The organism is Mesorhizobium sp. M0139 (assembly GCF_040322455.1).
GTDB lineage: Bacteria > Pseudomonadota > Alphaproteobacteria > Rhizobiales > Rhizobiaceae > Mesorhizobium.
On the sequence record NZ_JAMYTN010000012.1, the window covers coordinates 34,014 to 57,946 of the forward strand.

The following is a 23,933-nucleotide window of genomic DNA, read 5'->3' on the forward strand; positions in this document are numbered from 1 at the left end:
ACAGGCAGTCGCCAGCCGCCACCCAGCGCTCACCCGTGGCCGGATCGATCGTGGCCGTTCCAGCCGGCTTCACCGTGACAGAGGTTTCGCGCGCCGCTTCGCTGCAATCGCTGTTGGATGGCTGCTCGCGGAAGCAAGATCGGTCGAGCGGCCTCGCGACGTGCAAACATTGGCAGGATTGATCCGCAACCGACGGTGCCTGGCATCGATCGAGCACGCCGGTCCGTCACTCCGGAAGGCCGGCCTTTCGGAAGCCATCGACGAAATGGTCGAGCGTGGCAGTGTCGCGGAACGGCTCCGTCTCGACCCAGTGGCGGGTGGTGAAATGTGGGTTCGCGACAAGGAACAAGTCGACCTCGGCGCGCGCCTCGTCGATCCGGCCGAGTTGCGCAAGGCTTGCCGCAAGGAAACGGCGCGAGCTTGTCCGATACGTCTCGTCCCGGCGCGTCGTCTCGACCGCGGCTTCATAGTCGCGCGCCGCATATTGCGCCTGGCCGAGCGTCAGGTAGTACCAGCTTGCCGGAAACGGGTTCAGCCGGAACGCCTTGCTGATATAGTCGAGGCCGTCCTCGACGCGCCCGGCCAGGATCGCGATGTCGGACAATGTCGCCCAGGCATCGGCCTCGTTCGGGTCGAGTTCGAACGCCTTGGCAAATCCCACATCCGCCTCGTCGAATCTGCGCTCATAGGCAAGCAGGTTGGCAAGCACCCAGTGGCAGCCGGCATCGTTGGGATCGATCGCCACAGCCTTGCGCGCCAGTTCCAGGGCAAGGCCGCGGGCAGGCTCAATGGGCTCTCCCCAATGCACCCATCCCATCCAGTGGTTCATGGCAAGCCAGCGATAGGCTTCGGCATAGTCCGGATCGAGCGCAAGCGCGCGCGTCAGCAACAGATGCGCTTCGCGCGCCGTCTCCGGCGAGACGTCGATCAGGTTGCGGGCTCGCACGCACAGATCATAGGCCTCGAGATTTCGGGGCCGGTTGCGCGGCAGCGGCGCGCGCAGCCGGCCCAGCAGCGCCTCGACGATCTTGGCCGTCACCTCGTCCTGAACGGCAAAAATATCTTCCAGGCCGCGATCGAAGCGGTCTGCCCACAAATGCTCGCCGCTCAGCGCGTCGACCAGCTGGGCGTTGATGCGCACGCGCCCGGCGGCGCGTCTGGCGCTGCCCTCCAAGAGATAGCGCACGCCAAGTTCCCTGGCGACCTCGCGCACATCCACCGCCTTGCCCTTGTAGGCAAAGGTCGAGTTGCGCGCGATGACGAATAGGCCGCCGATCCTCGACAGGTCGGTGATCAGGTCTTCGGTCAACCCGTCGGCGAAGGCTTCCTGCTCGGGGTCGTTGCTGAAATTGGCAAAGGGCAGCACGGCTATCGACGGTTTGGCGGGCAGCGGCAAAGCCTGTCGCTTCTCGTCGCCGAGCTGTTCGATGGCGCCGGCGAAGCGATAGCCGACGCGCGGAACGGTCGATATCCATTCTCCGCCGTTCGTGGCCGGACCCAGCAGCTTGCGCAATTGCGCAATCTGGACGGTGAGGTTGCCTTCCTCAACGGCGGTGCCTGGCCATGCCGCATCCATCAACTCGGCCTTGGCCACGATCTCGCCGGGCCGGGCGACGAGCGCCGCCAGCAGCTGCAGTCCGCGGTGGCCGGCGGCGACGGGAACTTGGTCCCGAAGGAGCGTTCCCGCACCCGGATCAAGCACGAACGGACCAAAGGCAAAGCGCGATCCCTGCATAACGCGCATCTATAGAGCAATTCCAGGAAAGGTGTGAAGGCGGTTTTCCCACGGGAAAGCGCGGCGGAGCGCTTCACGGACGTATGGCGTCAAAACAAAGAGTTGAGCACCTCGCCGTTTCCATGAAACGGCGAGGTGCTCTAGCCGGTTTGGAACTTTTGAGAACTATTTGGCCGGGCTTAATTACGGCGCCGTCCGCATGCGGCAGAATTCAACCTCTTTCAAGCAGAGGGCTGTCGCCCCTCAAACCGAATGGAGGTTGCCATGAACGATACCCTTGCTTCTGCTCGTGCAGCCTTGCCGGAAAAGGCGGTGTCATCGGGCCGGCGTCCGACAGGCCCGCGGGGCATGATCGCGGCCTGGCGCGAGCGGATACGCTTTCGCTGGGACCTCAAGCAGATGGCGGAGGCCAATCCGCACCTGATCGACGATATCGGTCTGACCAGACGCCAGGTCGAGGCCGAAATCGTCAAACGCTTCTGGCAAGTGTGAGCTGATGTCGCGGATAACACCCGACCGCCTGTTTGGGCGTGCCGCGGCACTTTGCCGGCATTTGCCCTTGCCGGAACGTGCCGATCCTGCTTCGAAGTCGGCATGAGCGCCGAAGACGCGACGTCACCGCCGGAGAACCACATCGCATGGGCCGCGATGGCCGGCATCATCGCGACAGTTACGGTGTTCGCCATAGCACAGGGGCTGACGTATCCGCTGCTCAGCTTCATCCTGGAACGGCAAGGGACGACACCGGGCCTTATCGGCCTCTCGGCCGCGATGACGCCTCTGGGTTTCATTATATCGTCGCTCTTCACGCCGGCGCTGGTCCGGCGGGTGGGCGCGGCGCGCTTTGCGGTTGTGTGTTCGATCCTGGCAGCAACCGTCCTGATCGCGATTGCCTGGACGCAGGATGTATGGGCCTGGATGCCGTTGCGCTTCCTGCTCGGCTTCTTTGCCAATCCGCTTTACGTGATCAGTGAAACCTGGCTGGTCTCGATCACACCCGCCGCACGCCGAGGCCGCATCATGGGCCTATACTCCTCCATCGTTTCCGCCGGCTTTGGCCTCGGCCCGCTGTCGCTAGGCTTGGTCGGCACGCAAGGATGGCCACCCTTCATCATCGGCAGCGCGGCCTTCCTTGTCTGCGGCCTGATCGTGCTTGCCGTCGCGCCGCGCCTGCCCGACATGCCGCGTGAGGGCGAAGCGGTGTCGGTCGGCGGCTTCTTCGCGCTGGCGCCGCTGCTCTTGTTCGCAGTCTTCACGGCTGCCGCCTTCGAGCAAGTCCTGCTTTCGCTGTTCGCGGTCTATGGTGCCGCGCTCGGCAGCACTGAGCAGCGCATCGCTTCGCTCATCACCTGTTTCATCGCCGGCAATGCCGTGCTGCAGGTCGTGCTTGGGCGCGCCGCCGAACGGTTTGGCTCGAAGCCGATGATGCTGTTCTGTGTCCTGGCTTGCCTGGCCGGTTGCCTGCTGTTGCCGTTGCTCTTCGCTACGTGGCTTATCTGGCCGCTCTTCTTCGTCTGGGGCGGGGTCTCGTTCGGGATCTACACGCTGTCGCTGATCCAGCTCGGCGAGCGTTTCACCGGTCAAGCCTTGATCGCCGGCAATGCCGCCTTCGCGTTCGTATGGGGGGTAGGCGGCATCGTCGGCTCACCCGTGGCCGGGCTGGCGATGCAACTGACCGGACATCAGGGACTGCCATCGTCGCTTGGCCTGCTGTGCTGCGTGCTGGTGGTGTTTCTGCTGGCGGAGTTACGGCGGGTTGACCGCGTTCAGGCGTAAGGCGTGCCTGCCATTGCGGCCTTCAGGCCGATGCTGCCCTTGTCGACAAGAGCGAGAAAGGCCGAACCCGCCTCGTCGCCGTCCTGGGTTCCTCGAAGCGTCCGATCCGCCTCGATGAACGCCACGGCCGCCAGGCGGGTGTCGGGGTCTGCAGCTTACGCCCGCCGCCTTCGGATCGTGCCACCATTAGGATATCCCAGCTCGTCGCGTTCGCTCTCGCTCGCGCCGAGGCCGGCCCAGTGTTTCCGGACCAGCAATGTCTTCAGCTGCCATGTCTTCAAACCTCGATGTCAGGCGAAAACGCGGCCGCCGTAGAACTCGGCGGCCGCCAATGGCGACGCTATATTCGCCCGAGAACAACCAGAATGATCACGATGATCAGCACCAGCCCGAGGCCACCGCCGCCATAGTAACCAGTGCCGTAGAAGGGGCCGCCGCCGAGGCCGCTGAAGCCGCCGAGCAACGCGATGATCAGGATGATAATAAGAATGGTACCCAGGCCCATATGCCGTCTCCTTCGCTGCCGCGCCGTTCACGGCGCGGCTCGAAGAACTAAACTCCCAGCAAGCCTTCCTGTTCCCCGGCGATTTTCATCCGACGGCTAAGGAACGAAAGCCATCATGACGGCGTTTGCTGAGGTTCAGGCGCAAGCTGCGCGTGCATCGCGCCAGGCGGCGCGTAGAATTCAGAATTTACGCGGGATTGCCCTTTAGGCGGCCGGCCGCTCCTCCACCTGAACGCGCGGCAGGCTTGACGCCGGGCTTACGCTGGAAGGCGAGCTGAAACGTGTCGTCATCTGAAGCCGAATTGGTCGACGACGAGTTTTGGCCCCGCACCATTCCCAGTCGAGCTGAACCGGCAGCAGCTCACGTCGCCTTGCCGGCCGGCGCGCCTATGTCTTCCTCGGCAATATCGTCGAACGATGCGTAGTTCATGTTGTAGAGCCTGGCATAGAGGCCCTTGGCCGCCATCAGCTGCTCGTGATTTCCGCTCTCGACGATCTCGCCGTTCTGTAGAACGATGATGCGATCGGCGCCGCGTATGGTCGCCAGCCGGTGCGCGATGACCAGCCCGGTGCGGCCTTCCAGCAGCGTGACCAGCGCTTTCTGGATCAGCATCTCGGTGTAGGAATCGATGCTCGCCGTGGCCTCGTCGAGCACCAGGATCTTGGCGTCGGCGACCAGCGCCCGGGCGAAACTGATCAGCTGGCGCTGGCCGAGGGACAGATTGCCGCCGCGCTGTTCGAGCTCGGTGTCGTAGCCATCGGGCAAATGCTCGATGAAGTCGTGCGCGCCGACGGCCTGCGCGGCGCGCACAACCTCTTCGCGGGTAGCCGATGTCTTGTGGTAGCGGATGTTCTCCAGCACCGTGCCGGAAAACAGGAATGGCTCCTGCAACACCATCGCCACCTGGTCGCCGAGCGAATCCTGCGTCACGTCGCGCACGTCGTGGCCGCCGACCCGCACCTCGCCCGACCAGACATCATAGAAGCGGTGCACCAGCGCCATGCAGCTCGACTTGCCCGAACCGGTCGGGCCGACAAGCGCAACCGTCTCGCCCGGATTGACGCGGAAGGAGATGTTTTTCAGCACCGGCTGGTTCTGCCGGTAGCCGAAGGTGACGTTCCTGAACTCGACCGAACCGTCCATGTCGCGCGTCAGCGCCACCGCGCCTTGTTTGTCGCTAACGTCGACCGGCACGTCCAGCACTTCGGAGATGCGTTGGCCCGACGCCATGGCGCGCTGCATGACACTGTACTGCATGGTGAGCGAGCGGATCGGGTCGAAGAAGCGCTGGATGTAGAACAGGAACGCCACCATGACGCCGATGTCGAGGCTGTGCGACAGCACCATCGAACCGCCGACGACGATGACCGTCGCCATCGCAATGCCGGTCAGCGTGTCGACGATCGGCACCATCACCTGCGCATATTTGGCCGAGGTCAGGTGAGCCCTGAGATTGGCCAGCACCTTCTCGTCATAGAGGTCGAAATTGACGTGCTGGCGTTCGAGACTCTGCACAGTGCGCACGCCATGGATGCCTTCCGCCAGCGCGCCATTGGCGATCGAGTTGGTCTCATGCGCGGCCATGAAGGCGACCTTGGCGCGCGGCAGCCAGAACAGGCGCACGATGAACAGCGCCGGCATGGTCGACAGCGTCAGCAGACCGAGCCGGAAATCGAGCCACAACAGAACGCTCACGATGCCGAACAGCAGCACGATGTCGCCCACCGACATGACCGACGTCTCGAGGAATTCCTGCATGGAATTGACGTCGCCCTGCAGGCGCGACATCAGCCGTCCCACTTCGGTCTTGTCCATGAAGCTCAGCGAGACGCGCTGCAGATGGCTGAACATGGCGCGGCGCAAATCCGACAGCACATTCTCGGCCACCTTGCCGACGACACTTTCCTGGACATAGCTGGCGCCATAGTTGATCAGGATGATCAGAGCGAAGGCGCCGATCGCCCAGTTCATGACGGAGCTGTCGGCCTTGCCAGCGGCCATGCCGTGGTCGATGGCGTAACGGATGACCAGCGGGATCGCCAATTGCGTCAGCGTGAACACCAGCACGGCGGCAACCGAGATGAAGATCCGGCCCTGATACGGTTTCACGAAGCTCCAGATGCGGCGCACGATACGCGGATCGTAGACCTTGCCGAAGACCTCTTCCTCGTCGCGGTGCGAACCGACGACGGCCCTGGTGGGCCGCCGGCTGGTGTCTTCCTTCTGGTCGTCGTTCTGTGTCGACATCATGCGGCTCCCACCGCCACCGGCAAATCGTCGTCCGGCCGCAGCTGCAGGTCGTAAAGCGCGCGGTAGCGTCCACCCAGCGCCAGCAATTCCTGGTGCATGCCGCGCTCGGCGATGCGGCCATTCTCGACGAACAGGATCTGGTCGGCATGCATCAGCGAGCTCAGCCGGTGCGAGATGATCAGCGTCACGCGGTCCTTGGCGAAGCGCTTCATCGCGGTGCGGATTCGCTGCTCGGTGCCGGCGTCGACAGCCGCGGTGGAATCGTCGAAGACCAGCACCGAAGGCCGCAGCATCAGGGTGCGGGCGATGGTCAGGCGCTGCCGCTGGCCGCCGGAAAGCGATGAGCCGCGCTCGCCCACGACCGTGGTGTAGCCGGCCGGAAGCCCGATGATGTAATTGTGCAACTGGGCGTATTCAGCCGCCTGCCCGATGCGGGTCTCGCGCGCCCACGGATTTCCATAGGCGATGTTGTTTTCGATCGAGGTGGTGAACAGGAAGGCGTCCTGCTGCACGACGCCGACCGCCTTGCGCAACGATTGCAGCGTGACCTCGCGTATATCCTGCCCGTCGATGGTGATCGCGCCTGACGTCACATCGTAGAAGCGCGGGATCAGATGCGCGATGGTCGACTTGCCGCTGCCCGGCGGGCCGACAATGCCGACGGTCTCGCCGGACCGGGCCTCGAAGGAAATGCCCGACAGTGCCGGCCGGCCGCCGGCGCCCGCGTAGCGGAAGCCGACATTGTCGAAGCGCAGCAAGCCTTCGGTGACCACGAGATCCTTGGCATCAGGCGCATCCTCGATGTCAAGTTCGGCGTCAAGCAGTTCGAACAGCCTTGTGCCGCAGGTCGAGGCGCGGGCGAACGAGTTGACCATCAGCCCGAGCTGGCGCACCGGCATCTGCAGGATGGTCATGAAGGTGAGGAACTGCGCCAGCGTGCCGACGCTGATCTGGCCCGCGATCACCTTCTGGCCACCGAACCACAGCACCAGGCCCATGGCCGCCAGGAAGGAAAAATTCATGGCGCTGGTGTTAGAGACGCGGATGTCGACGCGCTGGTCGGCAAGCTCCAGCGCCGACTTCTTGGCGCGGTCGAATTTTTCCAGCTCATGCCGCTGCGCCGCAAAGGCGCGCACGACGCGGATTCCGCCGAGGTTCTCGTCCATCACCCGGCTCAGCACTGACAGCCGCTCCTGCAGCGTCAGCCAGGTGCTGCGCAGCCTGAGCTGTGTGACCGAGGAGCGCCAGGCGACGAACGGCACGAAACTCAGACTGAGCAGCCCGAGCTCGAGATCGGTGCTGATCAGGAGATAGGAGCCGACGCCGATCAGCACGCCGAGCAGCACCACGCGCAATATGCCGGTGGAAAAGAACATGCGCACGCCGTCGAGGTCGAGCAGGCCAAGCGTAATCAGGTCGCCGGTATGCACCCGGTCATGGAAGGAGAAGCTCAGCCGCTGGATCTTCTCGTAGAAGGCCAGGCGCAGCTCATAGCCGGTGCGGTGGCCAACGGCCTCGCCATAATAATTCTGCGCCATGGTGAAGAGGCCGCGCAGAATGCTGACGACGAGCAAGGTGATCGCCGTCGTCCACAGCGCCTGCTCAGCCGCCGCGCCGCCGCCTCCAGCCATCACGCCTTGCGCCTGGTCGATGGCGTGGCCCAGCAGGCGCGGGATGAACAGCTGCAGCGTCGCGGCGATGAAGGTCGAGGCGATGGTGATCGCAACCTGCCAGGGATGGCGCAACGTCATGCGCAGGATGCGCAGCAGCGTGCTGAGGCCCTTGCCCCAGGACGCCTCCGCCACATGGGCAAACGATTTGCCGCGCATCGCTGCGCCGCGGGTTGCATCCATTGCCAAGGAAAATACCCAATCCGATCCGGACATTAGCCCAGACGAATGAAAACAGACTCAGTTTCAGATACCGCGATGGTACGCCTCGATTTTGACCGTTCAAGGGCCAATGGCGGCATCGCACTGTGCCTGGAAGCGTGAACATTCTGCTCGGGCCCAGCCGGATTGCCTGTGGGACGGCCATGCGGTCACCATCTGATCGCGCGTTGGCTCCTGCATGCTTTACGAGGCCAATCTCTGTCAGTTGCTGGCTATCCGTCTATTTGTTTCTGTTTCTTTCCTATTTCTTCTCTATAAACTTTCCCCGCATGACGATGTGATGTCAGAATTTATTGTCGCTGAGGGGCGATAACGTGTCACGCATTTTTTCAGCCATTCGAGCCGCAACAATGCCGAGGCGCGTGCCATACGCGACTGGCTGATTTCCAATGGCTGGGACGGCTATTTTCTCGATCTGGACCCGGAGCGCGGCATTGTCGCCGGCCAGCGCTGGTAGCGCGCACTGCACGAGGCGGCCAATCGCTGCCAGGCGGTGCTGCCTGCGGTAGAAAGAAAATATCCACTATAGGTAGCCGACTTTGGTACACCTATGCTTCGGGCCCTGGCGCAAGTGGATCTCCCGTATGTAGCGACTACCCACCAGAATGGAGGCAAGGATATGGTCCATGACATACCCCTCAACTTAACCCGGGACGATTTCTCCGGAAGCCGTGTTGCCGCGAACCAGCTGCGAGCAAGCGCAGTGCCGGCAGGAGACGTACTGCGCTGCTTCAGATCGAGGGATATCTCGCAGCCCCTATGATTTCATTGCGGCTGACGGGCCGGCGGCGGACCGAATGACACAGGCAAGAGAGCCGTAGGGACGGGGAACAAGACAATGGACGACTACAAGGAACTCATCGAACAGGCAATTTCGGCCAATCGCAGGTATGATCTGAGGGAACTGCGAGAACTCTGCGAGCGGCTGGGGATGGCCCTGCCGGAGCCTTCGGACAGCGCGGGGGCGCTTGGCGCGGCGCTGATGAAAGAACTTCGGCGCAACCGCAGGACGACCAGATACAGATGCTGGGTGAGACGTTCATCAAGGCCGGTTACTGCACGCCGCGTATCTGGACCATCTATGCGCAAGCCCTGGTCGACCGCGGCAATCAGGTGGCCGCAATCGGCATTCTGGGAAATCTTGCTTTGGAGGCCTCGGCCGAGGAGTTCGCCAAGGAAGCGTCGGAGATTCACGGCATACGCGGGAGGGCATGGAAGGACATTGCCTATGAGGCGATAGGACAAAAGCGCCTCGATGTAGCAAAGAGAGCATTAAAGAGCTCCTACGAGTGCTACTCGAAAGGATTGGAAACCAATCCCGACGATGTCGGAATGCTGGCATGGCACGGGACGCAGATCGTTGCCGTGGCACATCTCGCTGAAAGCCACGAGCTGCCCCATGATTTCGGCTCGAAGACCGAGCTTGCCAAAGATATTCTGAAACGCATGGCAGCTGACTACCGCGGCGACGGCAACGATGACCCGTGGATCCCCACAGCGGCAGGCGAGATGTGCGTAGCGCTTCAGGACTATGCAGGGGCGCGTGATTGGTATCAAAAGGCGATCGGGTCCGAGCGCACCGACAATTTTACCCTTGCCAGCGCGCATCGGCAGCTTTCGCAAATATGGCGCATTGGCGAGATCGAGGAAGGCGCCATAATCGGAGGCCTCGTTCTGGACGCTCTCGTGGAGATGGGGGGAGGCTTCCATTTGACGAAAGGCAATGCCGACCAGCTTCAGGCCCTGATCGGCACAACGCCCCCGGTCTCACTCGTGGCGCTACGATTTGCGATGAAGTCGGCTGAATCGATCGCGATGATTCGTTCCGGCTTTGCCCCCCTTGGCACGGGCTTCCTCGTCTCCGCGGCCGACATTGGGCTCGACCCCGCAATCGGGCAGGTCGTGATAACCAACGCTCACGTGGTCAGCGATCCATCGCAGAGCGGGGCCGCATTGCCGGGAGATGTTCAGGTCACGTTCCAGCTTCAGCCCGGCAACAAGGTTTACACGGTGGCGAAGATTGTGAAGTGTCTTTCCGTAGGAACTCACGATTGCAGCGTGTTGAAGCTCAACAACGACGTATCCGACATCGATCCTTTGGAAGTGGTGGATTTGCCGTTGGTGATGCCGCCCGATCCAACCGCGGTCGTTATTGGCCATCCGTTGGGGCAGGAAATTTCTTTTTCGTTCCTCGACGGCCGGCTTGTGGCGTTCGAGCCTCTGGCGGAAGCAAAGCCGCAGCGCATGCACTATCGATCGCCGACCGACAATGGCAGCTCAGGCAGCCCGGTGTTCAATCGCAATTGGAAAGTCGTGGGCATCCATCACAAATATGTCGAGAACGCATCGCCGCTAGACGGCAAGGCGGGGGTTTATTCTGCCAATGAAGGCATCTCCATGGGATCGATCTGCCGGGCTTTCAAAGCTGGCCTGGGATAAGCGATCCGGTTGTCATGCCGTTGCGCGAATCCTGCCTCGGTTTGTGTAGAACAAAGCGGCTCCATTGTGAGGAGACAATCCGGGCTTCACTCGGCACGTTACTCCACGAAATCGGGACGGACGTTGGCTGTCGTGGCGCTCGGTGGCGGTTCGACGCTGTGCTGAGCCTCAGTTGCGGCCAATATGATCGGCTGCGGGACCGAGCGCCGTGAGCAGCGCCTTGCCGCTTTCCAGCGTTGCATTCTGGTGCGGGGCGCGCAGGTTCAGCCAGCGTTTGTCGCCGGAGCGCACCGCCAGCACGGCCTTCGTTGCCGGGATCAGGCCTGCATCCTGGATCACCTTGCGGAACGCCCTGATCGCGGCGTCCGCTTCCGTGACGTCTTGGCCAGCGATCGTCGCGTCGTAGAGGGCGCGGATGGCCGCAGCGTTGAGATTGACGGTCGCGGAGATACAGCCCGCAGCACCACTGGCGAGCCCCTTGGTCAGTTGCGCCTCCGAGCTGGGGAACACCGCGACGTCGGGTGCGGCGGCAATCACCGCCGCCGTGTTGTTCCAGTCGCCGGCGCTATCCTTGTAGGCGACGACCGTCTCTGGAAACGCCGCGCTCAACCGGGCGGTCAGGGCAGGGCTTACCGGCACGCCGGAGTTCTGCGGGATGTGGTAGAGAATCATCTTCAGCGCCGGGTTGGCCACCCGTTCGATCAGCTCGCTGTAGTAGCGCGCCTGGCCTTCATCCCCGGCGGCCGTGTAGAAGAATGATGGCAGCACCATCACGCCGGCGCAGCCGAGGCCGACCGCGTGCTTCGAAAGTTCGACGGTTTCGGGGAGTGCGGTGACGCCGGTGCCGGGCATCATGCGCGCCGGCGAAATGCCGGCCTCGATCAGCCATTCCAGCGCCTGCATGCGCTCATTGAGCGAGAGCGACAGTGCCTCGCCCGTGGTGCCGAACGGCGACAGGAAATGCGCGCCCTGGCCCAGCACCCATTTGGCGTGTGAGATCCACAAGTCACGAGCAATCCGGCCGTCATTTTCGAACGGTGTCAGGATCGGGGCGATGGTTCCTTGCGGGCGGGTCATGTCGGTCCTTCCATCGGTGCTGGAAATCAGCTTGGCATAGAGCATACGTACGATGCGATCTGCCAGAGGCGATCTCTTGGGCCACCGCGCCGGCCGTGGGAAAACTTGCGGGTCATTGCCGCGAAATTCTGGCCCTTCGGTCTGCCGCAACCTGATGACGCCGGCGTCAATGGGTTGCAAATGGACCGGGGTTGCAAATGGACCAGGGTTGCAAGTGGACCAGCCAAGCCCGAAATGTCGAACAGAGACAGATCCGGAAACGGCATGCACCCACGATTGCTCAAGACCTTCCTCGCCGTGGCGCGGCACCGTAATATCACCCGTGCAGCGCGGGAGGTTCATCTGGCGCAGTCGAGCGTCAGCGACCAGATCCAGTCGCTGGAAAGCGAACTTGGCGTCGTCCTCTTCATCCGCTCGCGCCACGGCCTCGACCTGACGACGGCCGGCGACGCGCTGAAACCTTATGCGGAAGAGATTCTGCAACTGGCGGAGGAGGCGCGTATTGCGGTCGAGGCAACGACGGGAATGACCGCCGGAACGGTTACGGTCGGCGCGCTGGAGACGATTGCCACTGTCAAACTTCCGCAATGGCTGGCGGCCTTTCAAGGCGACCACCCGGAGATCGGTCTGCGGCTCAAAATCGCCGGCAGCGATGCCCTGCTGCGGCAGCTCGAAGAAGGCGAGATCGACGTCGCCTTCTGTTTCGACAAGGGCGGTCTGGATGAACGCCTGGCCAGGCGCACGATATCGGCCGAGCCGCTGGTCCTTGTCGCATCAGCTGAGCATGCGGCCGCATCGCGACAGAACGACCTAGCCGCGCTCGCCGCGATGCGTTTCGTGGTGACGGAAACCGGATGCGTCTACCGGCATCTGTTCGACACTGCCTTTGCCGAGATTGCAGCGCCAGAACTTGCCGCCGAAGTCGGCAGCATCGGCGCCATTGCGGGCCTGGTGGCGACTGGTGTCGGCATGGGCCTGGTGCCGCGGCTGGCCGTTGCCGACGCGCTCGATCGCGGCGAGATCGTCGAATTGCCGTGGCCGGGGTCGGCCCGCACGGCGTCGCTGGTCATGGTCTGGCGCCGCCGGCGGGTTCAGCCGCCGGCGCTGAAACTGCTGCTGGCGGCCGCGGCCAGGAATTTCGCTGCGCTCAGATCAGCCGATGACCGCCCTCGACATGCAGAACCGTCCCTGTCGTAAAACCGTTGCCCATCAGAAAGGCGATGGCATCGGCAATGTCGTCCGGCTGTCCGACGCGGCCGACCGGCAGGCGCCTGGCCATTGCATCGAGCGTCTCGTCCTTCTTGTCGCCGGCCACAAAACTCCAGATCGGCGTGTCGACCCAGCCCGGCGAGACGGCGTTGACACGGACCGGCGCCAGCTCGACCGCCAGCGCCCGCACCAACCCTTCCAGCGCAGCGTTGACAGCGGCAACGACCGAGCCGCGCGCCGCCGGCCGGTAGGCGGCGATGCCTGAGGTGAAGGTGATGGAGCCGTTGGCCGAAAGCTGCGGCGCGCCATGCTTGGCGAGCAGCAGCGGCCCGTAGAATTTGCTTTCGACGACCCGCTGCGCCGCCTTCAGGTCGACTGAAGGCAATAGCTCATAGGCGCCTTCGATATCGGCGGCGGTGCTGACGATATGGTCGAGCCGGCCAATTCGCTTGAACAGGTCAGCGACCTGATCCTCCCTGGCGATATCGGCCGCGACGGCGCTCAAAGCGGAAGGGTTCTGCAGCGCCTCGCCGGCACGCTTGAGCCTGGCTTCACTGCGGCTGACTATGATGACTTCGGCGCCTGAGTCCAGGCACCGCCTTGCCAACGCCAGCCCCATTCCGGAGCTGCCGCCAATGATAGCGATTTTCGATTTTGCGATGTCTGCCATGTTTCCGTTCCTGTCCTGAACCGCTCCGGCGAGAGTCGCAGACCGGCGGCAGGAGTGGAAACGGAAGAAAGCGATAGTGCCATCGGAGACTCCGATGGCACTATCGTCGATAGGAACCGACGCGGGCCACTCCGTCGAGTGGCCCACCTGTCAATAGAAGTGCGCTCAATAGCCGACCGTAAAGCGCTGCTTGATATGCGCCGGCTTTTCGATCTCGTCGGCCATGACGATGGCGTAGTCCTCGAAGGAAATGCTGCTGCCCTTGTCGGACGTCAGCAGCGTGTCCTTGCCGATGCGGTATTTGCCGGTCCGCTCGCCGGCGACGAACAGCGCCGAAGGCGACAGCAAGGTCCAGTCGAGATCGTCGACCGTCCGTAGCGTGTCGAGGAAGTCGGCGCCCTTCTGCGCCTCGGCCTTGTAGATATCAGGGAAGGTCGGCGTGTCGACCAGGCGCTTGCCGGGCGCAACCTCAAGGCTGCCGGCGCCGCCGACGACGAGGTAGCGTTTGACGCCGGAAGCACGCACGGCTGCGATAAGCGTATCGGGATCGCTGTCGAGGAAATGAACCGAGGAGATCACCGCGTCATGCCCCTTGATCAGGGCGGCAAGGCCATCCTTGTCGAAGACGTCGCCCTTCTTGGCAGTCACGCCCGGAAGTGCCGCGATCTTGTCTGGATGCCGGGCAATGGCGGTGACGCTGTGACCGCGATCGGAGAGTTCCTTAAGCAGGCGCGAGCCGACCTGGCCGGACGCGCCGATAAGTGCGATTTTCATGGGGATTTTCCTTTCGTCTGGGGAGAATTTCGTCTGGGGAGAATTTCTGGGCCTACGCCGCCTCGATGTGAGCGACGAGATTGTCGTAGCTGCCGAACAGCGCGTTGGCGCCGATCAGGCGCGGCGCCGTTTGGCCGATCACCGCGAGCGCGGGAACGCCATTGACATGCAGCCGCTGGAACAACATCCGCCCGCGGCTGACCAGGTCGTCATGCTTCGCCAGAAACGGCTGCGTCGGCGCTTTCAAAAGCTTTGCCGCGTCGCTCATGCCGGCGTCGGTCAGTACCGAGGCGACGCCGTCAACCGTCACAATATCGCGACCGTCGACATAGCGGGCATGCTGGATCGCCTTCAGTGCCGCAAGTTCCTGGCGCCAGTCGTCCAGCCCGGCGGCGTTGATGCCCATGGTGGCAGCGGAAGAATCGAGCAAGGTGCCGCTGACATTGAGCACATTGTCGAGATAGGCCTGGCTGAAGCGCTGTCCGCTCAGCCGCGCGATGCGCTGGTCATTGTCCCAGGCGTGGGCGGCAAAACCTGCATCCAGCGGCCGCGCGCCGGCACCGGAGAAAAGCCCCACCGGCAGCAGTTGGAGCGCGGTCCCGCCGGCGGCCAGTCGATCCAGCATCGGCGTGGCGCCATAGCACCAGCCGCAGAGCGGGTCGAAAAGATAGGTTAGGGTTGCATTGGTCATGGCGGCCTCATTCTGTTGCCCGATAGATGACAGCTGGACCGCTTGCGAAAAATAGCGATCAATCATACAAACTGTCTGATAAAATCAGACAATGAGCGGCCTGTGACCGAACTCCTCAATCTCAACCGGCTCGTTTACTTCGCCACCGTGGTGGAGACCGGCTCGTTCACGGCCGCTGCCGACCGTCTCGATGTTGCCAAGGCTGTGGTCAGCCATCAGGTCGGCAAGCTCGAAGAAGAGCTTGGCGCTACGCTGTTGCGGCGCACGACCCGGCGCGTGACGGCGACCGAAGAGGGTCGTCTGTTCTATGACCGGACCGCGATCATCCTGCGCGAGGCGGAGGCAGCCTATGGCGACATTTCGCAGCGCGCGGCGCAGCCGACGGGGACGCTGCGGCTGACGGCGCCGCTCGACTATGGCGAGAAGGTCGTGGCGCCGACCATCGCCGCCTATCTCAGAAAATATCCGAAAATGCGGGTCGAGACGATCTTCGACGATGCGGTCAGCAACCTGGTCGACGAGCAGATCGATCTCGGCATCCGCGTCGGCTGGCTTGCCGATTCCAGCAATCTGGCACGGCGGCTGGGCAGCCTGCAGCAATTCGTCGTCGCCAGCCCGGAACTGGCCGCCAGGCTGCCTGGGGAAGCCAGCCCCAGGCAGGCGAAGTCGCTGCCCTGGGTCGGCAACGCCCAGTTGCGCGGGGTCGGCCAATGGCTGTTCTCGAGGGGCACGGAAACGGTGCTGGCCGAACTCAACCCCGTCGTCAGCTGCGACAAGACACCAGGCGTGCTGTCCTGCGTGCTGGCCGGCATCGGCCTCGGCATCTTTCCGGATTACAGTGTCGCCGACGACATTGCGCGCGGCCGGCTGGTGCGGGTGTTCGCGGACTGGACCTTGCCGTCCGGTGGCATCCATGCCGTCTTCCCGCCGGCGCGCTTCAGGCCGGCCAAGGTGCGCGCTTTCGTCGACCTCCTGGTTGCAGCCGAACGGCGGCGCGCGCGCAGTGCGGGCTGATCTCGGCACCGGCCGGCAATGCCGGCGAGGGAACCTTTGTTCGGCAGGCGCTTTTGGATATGCTGCGATTCCGAACCGTCAGAAGGGGTACTGCCGATGACCACCAAGATCTTTGCGACCTGCATGCTCGCTCTCGCTGTCGGCTGCAGCCTGTCCACAGCGGCTGTCGCCAAAGACAAGCATCGCCATCGTCAGCCAGAACCCGAACGCTACGTCCCCGCCCATCGCGACCTCATCTACGCCCTGTTCGGCGGCCCGCGCTACTATGACAAAATGCTGATCACCACGGCGGCCGGCCCGTGCTCTTACGACCGGGTCGGGCCGGACGCGAATGCGCTGAACAAGGTCAACGATCACCATTGCGGAAAGTAGATTGTCCCAAAGGCGGGGTCCTGCGTCCCAGGGTTACCGGATGACGGCCGCCGCGAACACGATAGAGACAGTCGATGACCGCTGGTGAGAAATGGTCTCCGTCCGAAAAGAAAGTCGCCCGCACTGCCTATGACGCAGCGCTGAAGGTGGCGCTCGACAAGACGTTGGCTGAACTCAAGAGCAGGGCCCACGTTGCGGCAACGCCTTCCGAAATATGGGATGTCGAAGACTTTCTGCGGCAGCAGCGACGGAAGATCGACCAGATGTTCGACTATCGCTATTCACAGCTAATACAGGTCTTCGCCAATCTCATCCGGCAAGGCTATCTCGAGGAGAATCTCCTTGTTGGCTTGTCGGAAGACAAGCGGCAAACGATCCGAAAATACGCCAGCTGGAATCGCGAAGGGTAGGGGTCCTCTTCGGGGACCTTGGCGCTGCATTCAAACTGGACCATTCACCATCTTCGCGCGCGCCGCGCAGCTCGAGTTCAGCCATGGCGTGCCTCCGTGGCATCGGCGGTCCCGCCTCTGTCCTTGTCGTCCTGCGCCATCGCCAGCGGCGCACCCGGTTCGCCTTCCAACAGGATCAGGCTGGCGGCGCCGATCAGCCCGGCGCGGTCGCCGAGTTCAGCCTGCACGATCGGCACGTCGCGATAGGCCGGCATCGCCCGCTGCTGGATGACCGCTCTGATCGCCGGTGCCAGAAGGTCGAACCCGTTGGAAAGGCCGCCACCCATGACAATCAGATCGGGCGAATAGAGATGCAAGAGATTGGTGAAGCCGATGCCCAGCCATTGTGCTTCCGCCTCGATCAGGTCGAGAGCGTTGGCGTCGCCGGCCTTGGCAGCCTCTACGACATGCCTGGCCGAGACGTCGCCGTCATTTGACAGCCGTCGTAAGAGCGAGCCGTCGCCCGGCGCGGTCAGTCGCGTGGCGCGGCGGCCGAGCGCGGTTCCGGAGGCAACGGCCTCGAAGCAGCCGATGGCGCCGCAAAAGCAGCGGTCGCCTTCACCGGTGATGGTCATGTGGCCGATCTCGGCCGCCAGTCCGCGCCTGCCGTGATAGATGTGGCCATCGGCGACGACGCCGCCGCCAATGCCGGTGGACACAGTCACGAACACCAGCGATCCGCTGCCACGTCCGGCGCCAAAACGCCATTCGCCGAGCGCCGCCGCATTGGCGTCGTTTTCCAGCCGCACCGGCAGCCCGAAATGCCGCCCCAGAATGTCGATCAGCGGCACATCATGCCAGCCGGCCAGCGTTGGCGGCGCAATGACGATCCCCGCCTTGGGGTCGAGTGGCCCCGGCGCGCCGACGCCGATGCCGGCGACGTTTGCCTGCGGGTGTTCCTTAAGCAGCGTGCCTGCCAGAGCGACGATCTGGCCGATCACCGCCTCCGATCCCGCACCGGCAAGCGTCGGCGCCGAAGCATGAGCGACGATGCGGCCATCGCTTTCGACCAGCGCACCGCGCAGCGCCGTGCCGCCGAGATCGAAGGCCAGCGCAAGCTTGGTCATCAGGCGGCGACCTCCAGCCCGTGCAGCCAGGCCATGCGCCGGGCAAGGTCGGGATCGCCGAAGGCCAGCGAGCCCAGCACCACGGTCTCCGCACCTGCGGCGCGCAGTAAGGGCACGGTCTCGTGGCGGATGCCGCCATCGGCGGCGAGCACGATGTCGGCCTCGCGGCCGGCTTTGCGCATCAGCACGCGCGCCTCGATCAGGCGCGGACACGCCTGCTCCGACAGGCTTTGGCCCTTGACGCCGATGGAAGTGCCGAGCAGCGTCACGAACGCCACTTCCGGCAGGAAGGGCGTGACGGCCGCGACCGGTGTTTCCAGCCGCAGCACCACGCCGGCCTCGGCCCCGAGTTCACGCGCCAGTCTCACGGCGCGCAGACCGGTCTCGCCATTTTCGGCGTGCACACTGATCAGGTCGGCGCCGGCCTCGATGAACTGGCGCGTCTGTTCCTCGACGATCTCGGCTTCGACCATCAAATGGACATGGATAGGCTTTGCGGTGATCTTGGCGATGTGCGCCACCAGGTCCGGGAAGAACAGGAAGCCAGGGGTGAAGCGGGCATCGGCGACGTCGATATGATGGACATCGGCATGGGTCTCGATGCGCTTCAAATCGCGCTCCATATTGGCGAGGTCGGCCGACCACAGCGAAAACTCGCCGATAAGCCGGTTGCGCGGCAGGGCGGCAATTGCTGCGGGGCCGGACAGGGGCTTGTTCGTCGTCATCGTCTCAGGCTCCGTAGCCGCGCATTGTCTGGCGGTTGGTTTTGACGGCGCCGGCAGGGTCGGCGGCGGCCGTTTCGGACTCTTCCTCCAGCACCAGCCAGCCGTTGAAATTGGGTGCAGCACCAGCGATCTCGATCACCTTCGCCGTGTCACAGACGCCCTTGCCGAGCATCGCCCAGGTTCCATTCGCGTCGACATCCTTCAGATGCACATAGCGGATGCGGTCGCGATAAGTGGTGAGCGTATCCGCCATGTCCTGGCCACCGCGCAAGATGTGGCCGGTGTCGGGCACCCAGCCCACCAGCGAGGCGTCGAGCAGCCCGAAGATGCGGTCGTAGTCGGCGCGGTCGAACAGCAGCGTGTTGTGATGCGAGCTTGGATGCACCGCGACCTGGACGCCGGCCTCGCGCCCGAGCTCGCCGGCTTTGTTGTAGACCTCGGCGGCGATGGCAAACTTGTCGTCGCGCGGCCCGTCGGAAATGATCGTGGCCGAGCCCATCGACACCAGCGCGCCGGGAAAGGCGGCGGCGAAGTCGATCCAGCGTTTGGCGGTCTCCAGGTCGGCGCCGATCTCATCCCTGAGCGTGAAACCGCTCTTGGAGCCGAAGGCGAAGGAGACGAGCGTCAGCCCGGATGACTTCAGCGCGGCGGCGAACTCCGCTGGCTTGGCGGCATAGCGGCCGATCATCGTGTCGGTGATCTCGATGCCGGCATAGCCGCCATCGGCGATCGCCTTGAGCAGATCGTCCGGGCCGCCGGCAAAACGGTCGCCGAGCATTTCCCAGGTAAAGGTCTGGCAACCGACTTCCAGGTCTTTCACGGTCATCCTTTCATTCCTTGATTCCACCTCCGTTGGAGGGACATCCTACTTGACCGACCCGGCGGTCATGCCGGCGAGGAAGAACCTCTGGGCAACCAGGTAGATGACCAGGAGCGGCAGCGAGCCGAGCACGCTCATCGCCATCATCTGGTTCCATTCGAATGCGTGTTGCCCCATCAACAACTGGATGCCGATCGGGACGGTGCGCATGGACGTCGACTTCGTCAGTGTCAGCGCAAAGAGAAATTCGTTCCAGCACAACAGGAAGGTGTAGACCGACGTCGCCACGATACCAGGCAGTGAAATCGGGGCGATCACCCTCCACAGTGCGGTCCAACTGGTGCCGCCGTCGACAGCCACCGCTTCATCGAGGTCGCGGGGCAAGGTGTTCAGATATCCCGTCATCAGCAGGATCGCATAGGGCAGCGTAAACACCAGATAGGTCAGGATCAGCGCGACATAGGTGTCGAAGATGCCATACGAGACGACAAGCCCGAAGAAGGGGATCAAAAGCGTGATCGGCGGGATCGTCTGCGTGCTGATGATGAGAGTGTTGAGGCTGCCCTTGCCGCGGAAATTGAAACGGCTGAACCCATAGGCCGCCAGCAAGGCGATCAGCACCGTCAGCACGGTCACCGCTCCGGCCACGAAGTAGCTGTTGAAGAAGAAGCGCAGCTTTACCGGGTCGCCCAGGATGGCCGCATACGCTTCCAGCGTGAAGGCCTTCGGCAGGACGGTTGGTGGCAGGGCAAAGATTTCGGTGTTCGACTTGAACGAGCTGCTCAGCATCCAGTAGATCGGGAAGGCCGCGAAAAAGAGCCCTGCGGCAAGCGCGACATGGAGCGCGGCGGTGATCAGCCTGTCTTTCGGCGTGTGCATTTTCCTCATGTGACTACCGAGCCTTTTGATAGCGGATGTAGAACAGCGTCAGGCCGAGAGAGATCAGCAGGATGACCACGGCGCTCGCCGAGGCCTGCGACAGGTTGTAGCTCGAAAACGCCAGCTTGTACGTGTAGGTGCTGAGGACCTCGGTCGAGTAGATCGGACCGCCACCCGTCGTTATCCAGATCAATGGAAAGACCTGCATGGTCCAGATGAAGTCGAGCAGCGAGATGCTGATGATGATCGGCATCAGCTGCGGAATGGTGATGAAGATCAACTTCTGGTAGGCCTTCGCGCCGTCGATATCGGCGGCCTCGTAGAAATCCTCGGGAATGCCCTGCAAGCCTGCGAGCAGGCTGACCATGAAAAGCGGGTAGCCCGCCCAGATATTGGCGAAGGTGACGGCGTGCAGCGCGGTCGCGGGCGAGGAAAACCACTCGACCTTGGAACCGATGATGCCCATCTGCATGAGAACACTGTTCACGACACCATTCGGCTCAAGCAGAAGGCGCCAGATCACCGCGATAATTACCGCGGTGAACAGCCAGGGCAGTATGTACAGCACGCGCAGAATGTTGCGCAGCGTCGGATTGATGCGGTCGCTGTTCAGCATGAGTGCGAAGAGCATGCCGATGGTCATATGGAAGACGACACTCATGCAGGTGAAGTAGAGCGTGTGCCACAGCGAGGCCCAGAACACCGGATCGGCAAAGATCGCCTGGTAGTGTTTCAGTCCGGCAAAGGACGGGTCGCGACGCAGCACCGCGCTGTTCTGGAACGAATAGCCAATCACCGTCACCATCGGCAGCAGCATCAGAAGGCCGATTATGAGGAGCGATGGTGACAGATAGAGATAGGGTGCGACCGCTCGTTTCAGTCGATGGTGGGAGCGCTTCTGCCCGGTCATGTGCGACCCCTGGGATGTGCCTTCAGGAGGAAGGTGCGCTTCAAAAACAGGTCCATCTCAAATTGCGATCCGTTGTTGACGGGGGGCCTGGCCGAGGCCGGGCCACCCGGTGGAAGATAGCAAACGGGCAATGGGCCGCTCAGAATTTCGCCATCCAGCCCTTTTGAGCGTTGGTTGCGGCTTGTTCCGGAGACTGCTCGCCGGCAAGCATCTTCTGAGCCTCCACGTCGAACTGGGTCATCAGGTCTTCAGCCACCGGCAGGCCCGTGAACTCGTTGGCGAGATAGCCGGTCTTGAAGATTTCGAAAGCCTTGGCGAAAGCCTTGTCCGAGGTCACGAAATCGGGCTTGGCGTTGACGTTCCCCGGGAAGGCGTTTGCAAGCGACACAAGCTTGGCATTCACCTTTTCACTCATCAGATATTGGACGAGCTTCCAGGCTTCATCCTGATGTTTCGAGGCGGCAGAGATGCCGATGCCCCAGGAGGCATAGGGAAGGCCGCGCTTGCCGTTGTAGTCCGCCACGACTGGGACCGGGATGAGGTCGAAGTTCAGCTTGGGATTGCGTTTGCGGATGAGATTCACATGCGCGAGCGAGTCGATCATCATTCCGACCCGATCGTTGACGAATTCCTCGACCTTTTCCTGCTCGGTCTTGGTGGCAATGCCGGGCGAGATGACGCCGGCGTCGTTCAGCGATTTGACGAAGGTGAGCATATCGACGACCGGCTTGCCCTCGAGAGCCGGCTTGCCTTCAACCATCATCGATTGACCCGAGGCCCAGACCCACGACATCAGGTCGTTCTGGACACCGGACGGCGTTTGCAGCGACAGCGGCAGCACCCAGCCATACTGGTTCTTGTCGGCATGGGTCATCTTCTTGGCGGCTTCGAGAAACTCCGCGCGGGTCGACGGCAGCTTGGTCACGCCTGCCTGGGCGGCGAGGTCCAGATTGACGAAGACCGGATAGACGAACGAAGCCACGGGAAACATCACCGCCTTGCCGTCCACCTTGATGATATCCGCGACCTGGGTCTTGTCGAACCCGCTCGCATCCATCATCGGGTTCATGTCGGCCAGCGCACCCTGCGCGTTCAGATTGTTCACCCAGGCGCCGTCGAGACCGACGACGTCGCTGAGCGTTCCGGTTGCGGCGCCGACCGAGATCTGGTCTCGCGTGGTCGCATAGGGACCGCTGACCAGCGTCACCTTGATGCCGGGGTTTGCAGCCTCGAAGTCGTTCATGATTGCCCTGAGCGATCCCGCCGGCAATTCGGGCTCCCACCATTGGGTGAATTCCAGCGTCGTGTCCGCCATGGCGCCGGTTGCACCAAGCAACCATGCGGCCGCGGCTATTTTCAGCATCGCGGGTCGTATCCGAAACATCATTTTCTCCTCCTTCTTCAAGATCGGCCGCACAATGCGGACGGTCGTCTGTTCATTCAGAAGCCTTCTTGTATCTTCCGCAGGCACCTCGCTCCCGCCCGCGGTCTTCCGCAGATCTTCAGATCGCCAGATGCGTTTCGGGATCGAAGAAATGGAACTTGGCATCATCCACGGCCAACCGGATTTCCGAGCCGGAGCGGACGGCGCTGATCGGCTCGAACCTCGCCACCGCGTTCGATGCCAGGCCGAAATCGTCCACCGCATCCGGATCGCCGGAGTCCACCCGGACCGCGTCGATGTTCATGTGGACGATCTGTTCGGAGCCGAGTTCCTCGATCGAGGTCACCCTGGCCGGTATCGTCTGATACTTGCGACCGGATTCAAGGCTGCTGTCATAAAGATCCTCCGGTCTGATCCCGAACACGACCTTGCGCCCCGCATACGACCTCAAGGCCGGCCTGCGCACGAAGGCTGCATCCTGCAGCCGGACGGCGAAGTCGCGAAAAGCGAGCTCGCCGCCCTTCAGGGTCGCCTCGAAAAGGTTCATCGAAGGAGAGCCGATGAAGCCGGCAACGAAGGCGTTAACCGGCGATTCATAGAGCCTCTTGGGTGTGTCGACCTGCTGCAGCACACCGCCTTTCAGCACCGCGACCCTGTCGCCCATCGTCATCGCTTCGATCTGATCGTGGGTCACGTAAATGGTCGTGACGCCGAGCTGCTTTTGCAGGCTGGTGATTTCGGCGCGCATTTGCACACGCAGTTTCGCATCCAGATTGGAAAGCGGCTCGTCCATGAGAAAGGCGGCCGGCTCGCGCACCATGGCGCGGCCCATGGCAACCCGTTGACGCTGCCCGCCTGACAGGTTCGCGGGTTTGCTGTCCAGCAAAGACGTCAGCTGAAGAGTTTTGGCGATCTCGTCCACGCGCTTCTTGCGCTCGGCCTTCGGCTTGCCTGCCAGCCGCATCGAAAAGGCGATGTTTTCGGATACCGTCATATGCGGGTAGAGCGCGTAGCTCTGGAACACCATCGCGATGTCGCGGTCCTTGGGCGGCATGTCGACGACGTCGACCCCGCCGATCCGAAGGCTGCCGCTGGTGATGTCTTCCAACCCCGCGATCATTCGCAACGCCGTGGATTTGCCGCAGCCGGAAGGCCCGACGAGGATCAAGAACTCGCCGTCCTTGACCGACAGGTTCAACTGGTCGATTGCGCGAAAACTGTTCCCGTAGGTTTTGCAGATCTTCTCAAGAATGACTTCTGCCATATTCCTCCCTCCACAAGTATAAGCCCTGAT

Annotated in this window: 23 protein-coding genes; 7 read left to right on the forward strand and 16 right to left on the reverse strand. The window is 62.8% G+C overall.

Annotated elements, in window-relative coordinates:
- Positions 1-226 precede the first annotated feature (226 nt).
- Positions 227-1,744: a winged helix-turn-helix domain-containing tetratricopeptide repeat protein gene (locus NKJ58_RS20995; RefSeq protein WP_031193231.1), complete on the reverse strand. Its 1,518-nt coding sequence runs from the start codon at positions 1,742-1,744 to the stop codon at positions 227-229.
- Between the two features lie 255 nt (positions 1,745-1,999).
- Between NKJ58_RS20995 and NKJ58_RS21000 the strand changes: the two genes are divergently transcribed.
- Both NKJ58_RS21000 and NKJ58_RS21005 read left to right on the forward strand, forming a co-directional pair.
- Positions 2,000-2,227: a DUF1127 domain-containing protein gene (locus NKJ58_RS21000; RefSeq protein ID WP_023692229.1), complete on the forward strand. Its 228-nt coding sequence runs from the start codon at positions 2,000-2,002 to the stop codon at positions 2,225-2,227.
- 102 nt (positions 2,228-2,329) lie between these two features.
- A complete protein-coding gene (locus NKJ58_RS21005) occupies positions 2,330-3,511 on the forward strand; it encodes an MFS transporter (RefSeq protein ID WP_023804414.1) in 1,182 nt (393 codons plus the stop codon).
- Here the strand turns inward: NKJ58_RS21005 and NKJ58_RS21010 are convergent.
- The 4 genes from NKJ58_RS21010 to NKJ58_RS21025 form a co-directional block, all read right to left on the reverse strand.
- On the reverse strand, positions 3,502-3,636 hold the full coding sequence (locus NKJ58_RS21010; RefSeq protein ID WP_023804413.1) for a hypothetical protein: 135 nt from the start codon (positions 3,634-3,636) through the stop codon (positions 3,502-3,504). The genes NKJ58_RS21005 and NKJ58_RS21010 overlap by 10 nt on opposite strands.
- A 215-nt stretch (positions 3,637-3,851) precedes the next feature.
- On the reverse strand, positions 3,852-4,016 hold the full coding sequence (locus NKJ58_RS21015) for a DUF3309 family protein (RefSeq protein WP_023667887.1): 165 nt from the start codon (positions 4,014-4,016) through the stop codon (positions 3,852-3,854).
- Between the two features lie 361 nt (positions 4,017-4,377).
- Positions 4,378-6,264: an ABC transporter ATP-binding protein gene (locus tag NKJ58_RS21020; protein ID WP_023818565.1), complete on the reverse strand. Its 1,887-nt coding sequence runs from the start codon at positions 6,262-6,264 to the stop codon at positions 4,378-4,380.
- Positions 6,264-8,096, reverse strand: coding sequence for an ABC transporter ATP-binding protein (locus NKJ58_RS21025; RefSeq protein ID WP_245263069.1), 1,833 nt, complete (start codon positions 8,094-8,096; stop codon positions 6,264-6,266). Before NKJ58_RS21025 ends, NKJ58_RS21020 begins: the two co-directional genes overlap by 1 nt.
- Positions 8,097-9,182: 1,086 nt before the next feature.
- Here NKJ58_RS21025 and NKJ58_RS21030 point away from each other — a divergent pair.
- The gene (locus tag NKJ58_RS21030) at positions 9,183-10,598 is read left to right on the forward strand and encodes a trypsin-like peptidase domain-containing protein (protein ID WP_352853754.1); all 1,416 of its coding nucleotides are present in this window, start codon (positions 9,183-9,185) and stop codon (positions 10,596-10,598) included.
- 168 nt (positions 10,599-10,766) lie between these two features.
- Here NKJ58_RS21030 and NKJ58_RS21035 read toward each other — a convergent pair whose 3' ends face one another.
- Positions 10,767-11,675, reverse strand: coding sequence for a dihydrodipicolinate synthase family protein (locus tag NKJ58_RS21035; RefSeq protein WP_352519171.1), 909 nt, complete (start codon positions 11,673-11,675; stop codon positions 10,767-10,769).
- A gap of 264 nt (positions 11,676-11,939) precedes the next feature.
- On the opposite strand from NKJ58_RS21035, the gene NKJ58_RS21040 reads away from it, so the two are divergent.
- The gene (locus NKJ58_RS21040; protein ID WP_023751826.1) at positions 11,940-12,872 is read left to right on the forward strand and encodes a LysR family transcriptional regulator; all 933 of its coding nucleotides are present in this window, start codon (positions 11,940-11,942) and stop codon (positions 12,870-12,872) included.
- Here the strand turns inward: NKJ58_RS21040 and NKJ58_RS21045 are convergent.
- From NKJ58_RS21045 to NKJ58_RS21055, 3 genes are all read right to left on the reverse strand, one after another.
- Positions 12,823-13,554: an SDR family oxidoreductase gene (locus NKJ58_RS21045; protein ID WP_023753996.1), complete on the reverse strand. Its 732-nt coding sequence runs from the start codon at positions 13,552-13,554 to the stop codon at positions 12,823-12,825. The two genes, NKJ58_RS21040 and NKJ58_RS21045, sit on opposite strands and share 50 nt — an antisense overlap.
- 165 nt (positions 13,555-13,719) lie before the next feature.
- Positions 13,720-14,328 carry an NAD(P)-dependent oxidoreductase gene (locus NKJ58_RS21050; RefSeq protein ID WP_023692222.1) on the reverse strand — a complete coding sequence of 203 codons (609 nt, stop codon included), beginning with the start codon at positions 14,326-14,328 and terminating at the stop codon, positions 13,720-13,722.
- Between the two features lie 52 nt (positions 14,329-14,380).
- Positions 14,381-15,019 carry a DsbA family protein gene (locus NKJ58_RS21055; protein WP_352498044.1) on the reverse strand — a complete coding sequence of 213 codons (639 nt, stop codon included), beginning with the start codon at positions 15,017-15,019 and terminating at the stop codon, positions 14,381-14,383.
- 102 nt (positions 15,020-15,121) lie between these two features.
- Between NKJ58_RS21055 and NKJ58_RS21060 the strand changes: the two genes are divergently transcribed.
- From NKJ58_RS21060 to frp, 3 genes are all read left to right on the forward strand, one after another.
- Positions 15,122-16,033: a LysR family transcriptional regulator gene (locus tag NKJ58_RS21060; RefSeq protein WP_023818559.1), complete on the forward strand. Its 912-nt coding sequence runs from the start codon at positions 15,122-15,124 to the stop codon at positions 16,031-16,033.
- 96 nt (positions 16,034-16,129) lie between these two features.
- Positions 16,130-16,405 (forward strand): hypothetical protein, encoded by a 276-nt coding sequence (locus NKJ58_RS21065; RefSeq protein WP_023729215.1) that lies wholly within the window; start codon positions 16,130-16,132, stop codon positions 16,403-16,405.
- Between the two features lie 74 nt (positions 16,406-16,479).
- A complete protein-coding gene (frp, locus tag NKJ58_RS21070; protein WP_023704781.1) occupies positions 16,480-16,815 on the forward strand; it encodes a fluorescence recovery protein in 336 nt (111 codons plus the stop codon).
- Between the two features lie 77 nt (positions 16,816-16,892).
- On the opposite strand, the gene NKJ58_RS21075 is transcribed toward frp, so the two are convergent.
- From NKJ58_RS21075 to NKJ58_RS21105, 7 genes are all read right to left on the reverse strand, one after another.
- On the reverse strand, positions 16,893-17,921 hold the full coding sequence (locus NKJ58_RS21075; RefSeq protein WP_352519172.1) for an ROK family protein: 1,029 nt from the start codon (positions 17,919-17,921) through the stop codon (positions 16,893-16,895).
- Complete coding sequence (locus NKJ58_RS21080) at positions 17,921-18,646, reverse strand: ribulose-phosphate 3-epimerase (RefSeq protein WP_352853757.1); 726 nt, start codon at positions 18,644-18,646, stop codon at positions 17,921-17,923. The genes NKJ58_RS21075 and NKJ58_RS21080 overlap by 1 nt, the downstream gene beginning before the upstream one ends.
- A gap of 4 nt (positions 18,647-18,650) precedes the next feature.
- On the reverse strand, positions 18,651-19,472 hold the full coding sequence (locus tag NKJ58_RS21085) for a sugar phosphate isomerase/epimerase family protein (protein WP_352519173.1): 822 nt from the start codon (positions 19,470-19,472) through the stop codon (positions 18,651-18,653).
- Between the two features lie 39 nt (positions 19,473-19,511).
- Positions 19,512-20,354, reverse strand: coding sequence for a carbohydrate ABC transporter permease (locus tag NKJ58_RS21090; protein ID WP_352853759.1), 843 nt, complete (start codon positions 20,352-20,354; stop codon positions 19,512-19,514).
- Between the two features lie 4 nt (positions 20,355-20,358).
- On the reverse strand, positions 20,359-21,255 hold the full coding sequence (locus NKJ58_RS21095; protein ID WP_023726309.1) for a carbohydrate ABC transporter permease: 897 nt from the start codon (positions 21,253-21,255) through the stop codon (positions 20,359-20,361).
- A 139-nt stretch (positions 21,256-21,394) separates the two neighbouring features.
- The gene (locus NKJ58_RS21100) at positions 21,395-22,642 is read right to left on the reverse strand and encodes an ABC transporter substrate-binding protein (RefSeq protein WP_023729221.1); all 1,248 of its coding nucleotides are present in this window, start codon (positions 22,640-22,642) and stop codon (positions 21,395-21,397) included.
- 115 nt (positions 22,643-22,757) lie between these two features.
- Positions 22,758-23,903 (reverse strand): ABC transporter ATP-binding protein, encoded by a 1,146-nt coding sequence (locus NKJ58_RS21105; RefSeq protein ID WP_023686996.1) that lies wholly within the window; start codon positions 23,901-23,903, stop codon positions 22,758-22,760.
- Positions 23,904-23,933 lie beyond the last annotated feature (30 nt).

Coding starts and splice junctions, on each gene's coding strand:
- NKJ58_RS20995 (WP_031193231.1), bottom strand. CDS start 1,744: ATGCGCGTTATGCAGGGATCGCGCTTTGCCTTTGGTCCGTTCGTGCTT.
- NKJ58_RS21000 (WP_023692229.1), top strand. CDS start 2,000: ATGAACGATACCCTTGCTTCTGCTCGTGCAGCCTTGCCGGAAAAGGCG.
- NKJ58_RS21005 (WP_023804414.1), top strand. CDS start 2,330: ATGAGCGCCGAAGACGCGACGTCACCGCCGGAGAACCACATCGCATGG.
- NKJ58_RS21015 (WP_023667887.1), bottom strand. CDS start 4,016: ATGGGCCTGGGTACCATTCTTATTATCATCCTGATCATCGCGTTGCTC.
- NKJ58_RS21020 (WP_023818565.1), bottom strand. CDS start 6,264: ATGTCGACACAGAACGACGACCAGAAGGAAGACACCAGCCGGCGGCCC.
- NKJ58_RS21025 (WP_245263069.1), bottom strand. CDS start 8,096: ATGCGCGGCAAATCGTTTGCCCATGTGGCGGAGGCGTCCTGGGGCAAG.
- NKJ58_RS21030 (WP_352853754.1), top strand. CDS start 9,183: ATGCTGGGTGAGACGTTCATCAAGGCCGGTTACTGCACGCCGCGTATC.
- NKJ58_RS21035 (WP_352519171.1), bottom strand. CDS start 11,675: ATGACCCGCCCGCAAGGAACCATCGCCCCGATCCTGACACCGTTCGAA.
- NKJ58_RS21040 (WP_023751826.1), top strand. CDS start 11,940: ATGCACCCACGATTGCTCAAGACCTTCCTCGCCGTGGCGCGGCACCGT.
- NKJ58_RS21045 (WP_023753996.1), bottom strand. CDS start 13,554: ATGGCAGACATCGCAAAATCGAAAATCGCTATCATTGGCGGCAGCTCC.
- NKJ58_RS21050 (WP_023692222.1), bottom strand. CDS start 14,328: ATGAAAATCGCACTTATCGGCGCGTCCGGCCAGGTCGGCTCGCGCCTG.
- NKJ58_RS21055 (WP_352498044.1), bottom strand. CDS start 15,019: ATGACCAATGCAACCCTAACCTATCTTTTCGACCCGCTCTGCGGCTGG.
- NKJ58_RS21065 (WP_023729215.1), top strand. CDS start 16,130: ATGACCACCAAGATCTTTGCGACCTGCATGCTCGCTCTCGCTGTCGGC.
- frp (WP_023704781.1), top strand. CDS start 16,480: ATGACCGCTGGTGAGAAATGGTCTCCGTCCGAAAAGAAAGTCGCCCGC.
- NKJ58_RS21075 (WP_352519172.1), bottom strand. CDS start 17,921: ATGACCAAGCTTGCGCTGGCCTTCGATCTCGGCGGCACGGCGCTGCGC.
- NKJ58_RS21080 (WP_352853757.1), bottom strand. CDS start 18,646: ATGACGACGAACAAGCCCCTGTCCGGCCCCGCAGCAATTGCCGCCCTG.
- NKJ58_RS21085 (WP_352519173.1), bottom strand. CDS start 19,472: ATGACCGTGAAAGACCTGGAAGTCGGTTGCCAGACCTTTACCTGGGAA.
- NKJ58_RS21090 (WP_352853759.1), bottom strand. CDS start 20,354: ATGAGGAAAATGCACACGCCGAAAGACAGGCTGATCACCGCCGCGCTC.
- NKJ58_RS21095 (WP_023726309.1), bottom strand. CDS start 21,255: ATGACCGGGCAGAAGCGCTCCCACCATCGACTGAAACGAGCGGTCGCA.
- NKJ58_RS21100 (WP_023729221.1), bottom strand. CDS start 22,642: ATGATGTTTCGGATACGACCCGCGATGCTGAAAATAGCCGCGGCCGCA.
- NKJ58_RS21105 (WP_023686996.1), bottom strand. CDS start 23,903: ATGGCAGAAGTCATTCTTGAGAAGATCTGCAAAACCTACGGGAACAGT.